The sequence below is a fragment of the Brevibacillus sp. HB2.2 genome (genome assembly GCF_013284275.1).
Lineage (GTDB): Bacteria > Bacillota > Bacilli > Brevibacillales > Brevibacillaceae > Brevibacillus > Brevibacillus brevis_D.
Window position 1 is genome coordinate 1 of record NZ_JABSUV010000075.1, and the last position, 7,681, is coordinate 7,681.

General features: G+C 37.4%; 8 protein-coding genes. 2 read left to right on the plus strand and 6 right to left on the minus strand.

All coding sequences use genetic code 11. From position 1 onward, the window contains the following. Both HP401_RS30105 and HP401_RS29120 read left to right on the plus strand, forming a co-directional pair. On the plus strand, positions 1 to 545 hold a 545-nt coding region (locus tag HP401_RS30105; protein WP_254457234.1), incomplete at its 5' end, for a helix-turn-helix domain-containing protein. Between the two features lie 238 nt (positions 546 to 783). Continuing rightward, positions 784 to 1,665, plus strand: coding sequence for an ankyrin repeat domain-containing protein (locus HP401_RS29120; protein WP_173607579.1), 882 nt, complete (start codon positions 784 to 786; stop codon positions 1,663 to 1,665). A 765-nt stretch (positions 1,666 to 2,430) separates the two neighbouring features. Here the strand turns inward: HP401_RS29120 and HP401_RS29125 are convergent. The 6 genes from HP401_RS29125 to HP401_RS29150 all read right to left on the minus strand — a co-directional run bounded on the left by HP401_RS29125 (position 2,431) and on the right by HP401_RS29150 (position 6,948). Further along, on the minus strand, positions 2,431 to 3,216 hold the full coding sequence (locus HP401_RS29125) for a hypothetical protein (RefSeq protein WP_173607580.1): 786 nt from the start codon (positions 3,214 to 3,216) through the stop codon (positions 2,431 to 2,433). 505 nt (positions 3,217 to 3,721) lie between these two features. Continuing rightward, positions 3,722 to 4,339: an IS3 family transposase gene (locus HP401_RS29130; RefSeq protein WP_309145172.1), complete on the minus strand. Its 618-nt coding sequence runs from the start codon at positions 4,337 to 4,339 to the stop codon at positions 3,722 to 3,724. A gap of 447 nt (positions 4,340 to 4,786) precedes the next feature. After that, complete coding sequence (locus HP401_RS35655) at positions 4,787 to 4,906, minus strand: transposase (protein WP_254494990.1); 120 nt, start codon at positions 4,904 to 4,906, stop codon at positions 4,787 to 4,789. A 259-nt stretch (positions 4,907 to 5,165) separates the two neighbouring features. Beyond that, positions 5,166 to 5,726 carry a PsbP-related protein gene (locus HP401_RS29140; RefSeq protein ID WP_173607582.1) on the minus strand — a complete coding sequence of 187 codons (561 nt, stop codon included), beginning with the start codon at positions 5,724 to 5,726 and terminating at the stop codon, positions 5,166 to 5,168. Between the two features lie 71 nt (positions 5,727 to 5,797). Continuing rightward, positions 5,798 to 6,049 carry a hypothetical protein gene (locus HP401_RS29145; protein ID WP_173607583.1) on the minus strand — a complete coding sequence of 84 codons (252 nt, stop codon included), beginning with the start codon at positions 6,047 to 6,049 and terminating at the stop codon, positions 5,798 to 5,800. Further along, positions 6,028 to 6,948, minus strand: a complete 921-nt coding sequence (locus HP401_RS29150) for a hypothetical protein (RefSeq protein WP_173607584.1) — start codon at positions 6,946 to 6,948, stop codon at positions 6,028 to 6,030. The genes HP401_RS29145 and HP401_RS29150 overlap by 22 nt, the downstream gene beginning before the upstream one ends. Between the last annotated feature and the right edge of the window lie 733 nt (positions 6,949 to 7,681).

Sequence of the window (7,681 nt, forward strand, 5' to 3'; positions counted from 1 at the left end):
CTTTGAGCCGTATTTGTAGATTTGTTGAGGGGAGCAAGAGCAGGTTTGCTTCTCTCGAGTACCAAAGAATCCACAAGGACAAAGTTGAAGATAATACCCTTGGAATATCATTTAAAAAGGAAACACTCTTTTCTCCATTTATAGACATGATAGATGATAGTCCTGGTGGCCGTCTTAGAGCAGCACGTACAGCAAAACAGATGTACTTGGTTGATCTTGCCGCTGTCACAGGATTGTGTACAAGAACAATTGGATTAGCAGAAGCTAATAAATTGAAAGTATCGCCTCCTAGCCTAAGACGACTTTCCAATGTGCTTGGTGTCTCAGTTGCTTTTCTCGGTTGTTTTGAGAAACTGCCGGAATCAACTTTAGGGGAGCGTATTATTAAAGCGCGCTTCTACTATGGGTACACAAAGAGAGAGTTTGCTGCGCTTTCAGGAATAAGTGAACGTACTCTATACGAATGGGAACATGACCGAAAGATTCCACCTCCGACTCCCTTAAATGACCTATCGAAGTATTTGGCTGTATTAATGAAGGAATAGAATAAAGCGGCCCCTTCTGAAATTTAAAGGGCCGCTTTATTTTTGCCAGTAAATCTTTTTACCTTTCTGAACTAGAATGGTACTAAACGAAAAACCGGCTTAGTAAAATCAACACGAGTTCCAGTAAACAATATTCACTGTGCCTATATAATGTTTATGTTGCTCGAATGCGTAAACAATTTAAGAAAAATATATGGTACAATCTTCCTGTCATGCTCTTTAGGAGGGAAGTCTTAAAATGTCTATGAAACTCAAACGAAGCTTATTTTTGGGAACAATTCTCTTGGTTTGCTTGTTCATATGGATAGTAGTATTTCAGACCATTACAGGTTCTGATATATTTTCAAAGTCCAGTACAAACAAACCAAAGTCTGCAGCAGAAAAAGAAGTTACTTCTCTTCCCAAACAAACTAAATCAACATCTGCTATTCATGTGAGTCAGACTGTCTCAACAAATCAGAATCCTACATCTAATCCTATCTCTGAACAAATTGACACTTCACCGAAACCAGAACAAAACTCAATCCCTGCACAGGCTCCATCCGATCCAGTCGATTCAATGAGTCCTATACAAGCTAGACAAGAGATTGGGAAGTTATCTGCTAAATTTGATTCAAAAGACTTTGTACAAGCAGCAAGAAATAAAGATATTTACTTAATGAAGTTGTTTCTTAAAGCAGGTATGGACCCAAATGTGTCTTATTATGATCCAGATCAGAATCTTACAATTCCTCTGGCCTATGCAGTATATAACGAACATATGGAAGGAGTCCGACTTCTCCTTAAACACGGAGCTGATCCTAATGCGATAGAGATAGATGGTGGATTAACGATGCTCATGATTGCAACCGGTGAATTAGAAATAATAAAAGAATTAATAAATTCTGGAGCACAGCCTGACTTGAATTATGACAAATTTAATTCACCACTTTATCAGGCAGTAAGTTTGGGACGTACAGATGTTGCTAAACTACTGTTAGCACACGGAGCGGACCCAAACCTCACTACTGTTGATACAGAAGATATTAATGGTGAGAGTACATTGATTCGCTTAACTCCATTAGAAAAAGCAGTTAAGATGAGGAATAAAGAGATGATCCAATTGCTGTCCAAGAATTAATTTTAGATTATTAAAGTCTCTAGGATAGCAGACTACATCTACTACAACAATAACCTGGAAGATGCTCAATGAAATGACATTCATGTTCAATAAGTATATTAAGAACTAATCATTTACTACTCCAAAAGATTATGTAGCATTCTTCAAGATTCTATCCTTTGAAGTGATGGAATATACCAAATAACGTGTCGAGGCACCTCCTAAATAACAGGAAGGTGCCTCAAAACTTTAAAAACGCTGATCTATGCTGGAAGAATTAAGTCAACGAAAACTGGCGATCGTAGCATGCCACTCTTAGTCCAGTTTCGCATTTTAACGCGTGTTTAATCTGAGGCTGAATGTAATGTAAACATTCTCCCGATCCTTGCCTGTGATGATTGATTTTGCAACAATTGCGTGCATCCCATAAGTCTTTGCCTCGGCCGTCAATGTACGCCATTTTCTTATGATTAGAGTGTCCGCAACCGCTCGGTCCAGGACAGCTTTACGCTCCATAAGAGTCAATCCTCAAAGGTCAGCTCGATCATAATGTGGCATAATGCAACGTATAATATTGGTATTGGCCCAAAAAGTTGATTTGCTCCCACCAAGAGTTGATATATCTTTAAAAGTTCCTCCTGAAGCCACTAAATCCGTTTTTCTGGAGGTACCTCTCTAAACGCTAATTACTCATAATAGCGAAAAACGCCCGAATTTGAGGATTCGAGCGTTACTTTACATAATAACTATATTGTCACCCAATCTTCCTGTTTTGGAAGAACTTTTTTAATTCGTTGTTACATTAAGTTGAAGTAATGCAGAAGATTCTCCGGACTTATCCATTGTCACTTTATAATCAAACTGACCACTACCAATGTCCTTATTAACGGGGATCATTGTCATGTTGTGTTTTACATCCGTTCGGAGGTCGTCATTACCAAAATCGTAGTTATAATACGCAGCCCAAGCGGTTTGTGTAATTTTTGAGTTATCCGAGTTGTATTTATAATTAGGGAACGATTGCCCATTTTTATACCAGTGTGTATCAAACTCCGAAGGATTGGCTGCCCATGTGTTAAAGGTACTACTCGAACACTCCAACAAGCCGTCATTATCTTCACTCCAGGACATCGAAATTTTGGATGCAGCGGTTTCAATTCGAACTGGATCTTCTGTTGAAGCTCTCAGCCATCCCTTGTAGTAATTTTTAGCAGCGAGAAGTTGGTTTTCAGAAGAACCAACTTCGTCATTAGATAATTCCTTTTCTGATTCTTCTTCCTTCAACTCTTCTTCACTTGGCTTGTAATCTAATGGTTTGGTTATGTAAGTTCCATTTTCTGTATCAATTTGAATTTGATAAGCCTCAATTATCCCGTCTGCTGTAGCTCTTCCTTCAATAGTGACTTGACCTTCTCCATCTCCGGTTTCACGATACTCTACTTTTTTTAAGATGATTTCACTTCCTGATTCAGCATCCAATTTCATGACTTTGTTCTCTTTACCAAGAGCAGTAAATGCGGTTAAAAAAGAAAGTGATAAGACTACTGGAACTACTATCCACTTTTTTGACATTTGATTCCCTCTCCCTATTCACCATTTTTTTACATTCTAGTAATATATCATAATATATATCTTGGAAAAGAGAAGGAGTATTTACATTTTTTTGAAAAGAGGGTGAGCAACGTGAAATCTAGTTCTATGTTTAGTCTATCGCTGATATGTGGTTTGCTTGCTTCTGTAGGAACAATTATTCTTTGGTACATTTTGCTTTACGACAAACCAACTGTCTCTGTATTTACCGCACTTTGTTTGTTACTTCCCGCGATATTTGGTTTAATTACCTCGTTCCTAAAACAACCGCTTATCATTATTTCTTTTGTGGTCTCCTTACCTCTAAGTCTTTACTTATTGTTGACAGGAGATATGTTTACTTTATTTTTTGTTTCCTCAATTTTGTATTTAATATCTGCAGCTTTTAAATGGAAAATATCAAAGGTAAATTGGAACTAATCAAAATAAGAGAGTCTCTCGAGATGAACTGACCCCTGTCAAGTAGACAGGAAATAAAAAAGACACTCTAAGCAACCTGAGTTCGGAATTCATACGGACTCAGGTTGTTTAATTTTTGCTGAAAACGCTCACGGTTGTAAAAATGGATGTAATGTTTAACTTCACGTTTCACTTCGTCAACTGTACGGAACGTACAGCGGTTAAAGCACTCGGATTTAAAATGGCTAAAGAAGTTCTCCATACATACATTTTCCCAGCAGTTTCCCTTTTGGGACATACTGGCTACCATCTTGTATTTCTTAATCAAGTTGTTATATGGACGGGATGTGTATTGGAACCCTTGATCACTATGAAGCAGGATTCCTCGAACATTTCGTTTCTTTTTAGCCTTTTTGAGAGTATCTATAACGAGCTTCAAATCGTTTCTTCGGCTTATCTGATAAGCGATGATCTCGTTGTTAAATAGATCTTTAATGACGGATAGATACAGTCTTTGTCCATTAAAAATCAGATAAGTAATGTCGGTGACCCATTTCTCACTTGGCTTCCCTGCATGGAAATTCCTGTTCAGAAGATTGCCTGAGATTACGTACGCTTCTTTTTTGCCGTAATAAGGCCTTTTCTTGCGAATGATCGCTTGAAACCCCGTAACCTTCATTAATCGATGAATACGTTTGCGGTTTATATGCTGTTCATATTTCTTCTAGATCCATACTTTAATCCGACGATACCCATAGATTCCCCGGACTTTATGAAAACACTCTGCGATCTTCTACTTTACCTGCTCATCTTCAAGCTGCTTTGGAGAGGTGATGGCTTGCCTTTTCATCCATCTGTAATATCCACTTCTGGAGACTTCGGCTAGATGGCATAAAAGCAGAATGCTATATCCTTGATTAGCTAAATCATTGACGATAGCAAACCTTTTGCTTTCAGGTACAGAATCCATTCCACCTTTCACATCTGCAAGAGCTTTTTTAACAATGCATTTTCCGCTTCTAATCTCTTGATTTTAGTCTCAGGATCCTCCGGATTCGTTCTGGGTCTACCTATACCAGGCCCTTTTGCTTTTCCTCGTTTCTCTTCAAGACCCGTCATTCCTTCCGTTTGATAATGTGCAACCCCCGACGCACTACAGAAGTTCGATACCTAATTCTTTAGCTACGGTTTTATAACCCATTCCATCTCTCAAATATAAATCCACTGCTTTTTTCTTAAAGGCAGCGTCAAAAGTTCTTCTGATTTTTCCCATGAGAAAATCCCCCCATAATAGACAGAGTAAGGTGCTTACTTTTTTCTGTCCACAATGAGGGGATCATATCATATCATATCCGAAGGGCTCTTTTGTTTGATGAAAGGAAGCAGCTCGCTACCCTTTTTATGACTGGGTGAGGTTCTCAAATGATATCATTACCGACGACTTTACTTAACATATCTCGAAGTGTCTAAAGAAAATACCCCTTAAAATTTGGGAGAAACATATTTTTACTACCTGATAGATTAAAAATATTTCAATTGATGATGTTAAAAGAATTTATTATTTTATCGGTTGTTGAGGAATATTTGTCAAGCTCTCCATCTAAGCAGGTAAATCCTAGTACATATCCCATATTGCCTTTAAATACAACAGTCATTTGATGCGATAAATCTACATTTTCTCGCTTTTCTCTTAAAAGGATCTGAAGAGCTGGAAGCTCATTTATTGTTAAGTCGGAAGTATTAAGAACTTCAATACCAGGTGTCTGCTTCTTAATAGTCTCAATCATTCCATCTCTATAGTTTTCCATAGGAGATGAAGCTTCCTCTGGCAATGTAAACGCCTTTACAGTTATATTTTCTGTATAAACGTCTTTTTCACTCTCTTTTGGCGAGTTAAATAGAACATTTACATTTTTCCGCGTTGTGTCAACAATCCAGTCTTTTGGATATGAAATATTGAATTTATTAGTTTTATCTTCGTATTTTATGAATTCAGTCGTCTCAACTGGTTTATTAGTTTGGGAACAGCCTGACATCAAAGTCACCACAAAAATGATTTGTAGTAAGATTCTCAGATGACGTGGTACTCTCATATTATTCCTCCAGTTAGTCATATCTTTGTTTAAAACTTTTTTCAAATCGAAGGTGCAATGTTGCATTCATTTTATCTTATAGTACCACCTTGGGTTCTATATGCGTTAGCTCGTTCACGAGCTGCGTCTTGAGCCTTTTTGTCCTTGTTTTTTTCTGCCTCTCTATAATTATTTTTTTCTTTTAGTATTTTATCATTCAATTCTTTAATACGATCTATAGTTGTCGCTATACTTGACATGCCACCTTTTTGTCGTGCATCTTTGGCAACTGCTTTTGCTTTTTCCTTTCCATCTTTATCACCTATTCGGTTACGGCTTCCCAAGCTACCTTTGCTTTTAGTATACGATCATTTTGAAACGCCACATTATTCATATATTTATCAATTGTTTGTTTTTCTTTATATGGAAAATCACTATAAGTTTTTTTGTTACTTAGATTTATATACTCATTAATTTTTTTACCCGACTCTTTAACTCGACTTTTTTCTTTCTCAACATATTCGGCTAATCCTGGTGATACTCCAATCTTTGAATCTGCAAGCGAAATTACATAACCTGTAGTTAATCCAGCCACTATTGCCGTAGTTTTTTTATTCTCTGGTGTTAGTTGCATATAAGCTGGTGTTACTGCAATTGTATTAACCAATGCCGATGAACCTAGTTCAGATATTAAAGCCCCTGTAGCAGCCTCTGTAACAGATTGCGCAATCGATTTATCACTCCCAAACTTGGTATCGCCTTTAGATATATTTGCTGCGGCATCGTAATAAACATCAGCTGTTGATACCCCTAGTCCAATAATTTTCGATATTGGTCCTGGAAGGGACGAATTATTAAATAAGGCTTGTCCACCAGTTTCAACTGAGGTAGTCACCACTGTTCCAGCTATAGCACTAATTGCAGCTTCACTGCTTGCCTCCCCCCACGTCTTTCCAGTATTAGGTGGAATCGGCGGACCATGCATTACTCCTTTGTTATTTGATGTTTGAGCTTGTTTAGGCACCGTAGCTGCTAAATTTCTTGCCGCTTCACTAATGTCAACTCTATCTACACTAGTTTTTTGTACGGATGATTTCGATAAGTTTGTAGTGCTTTGTTGAGCGCTACTAGAAGTTATAGACGATTTTTTTGCTTCTGCTTGGGCTTTTGCCTCTAAAGCTTGACGGCGTTCTAATCTTGCATCTCTTCTGTCTTCATTGCGCTCGCTACGAGATAATCCCATAAATGCCTCCAAATACTTATAATTTAGCTTCAATATATTACTATCAACCTTATATCTCGATAAAGTTTAATGTTTCGAAATTATTTCACTTAATTCGACAAAATGTTTTTGATTCTAATGAATTTCATATGATAAATACTCACCTATATCATTCGACAAAACATTTCTAACGAAGTTATAAATTACGAAAACTCTATGACAAATAAAGTATGTGAGCAATTCCATGAAGTTATGGATTTAGAAAAATAAAGTAACAAAAACAACCCGCTCAGATTTATCACTAGGCGAGTTGTTTGCTGCTTTTCCATCTCTTTTGCTAGGAAATGATCAATTTCTACCGAATTCCAATCGAATCGCATCCGCATCATATCCGGATTCTACATTTGGGAGCAACCTAACAGAAAGCTCATCACAAAAAGCATTGAATCAAGATTCTTAGATGACGACATGCTTCATTAACAATCCTCCAGGTAATTAATTCCGGCTATTATAGTAACATTTTGCCTCAAAGATGTTGCACTAGTAAATTTAATTACCACCTTGGGATCTACTTTTATTCGTTACTCTGCTTGATTTTTGAATACTATCTCGCTTTAACTTGTTTTATCCCTTAATCAGATACTGTGTTCTGCATTGATCATAAGTCGGGCTCCATTAAATAAGTAGCCCTCGGTCCAAGGCTCTGTAACGAATTGCTTCTGCTACATGTGCAGCATCTACACGAGAAGCCCCA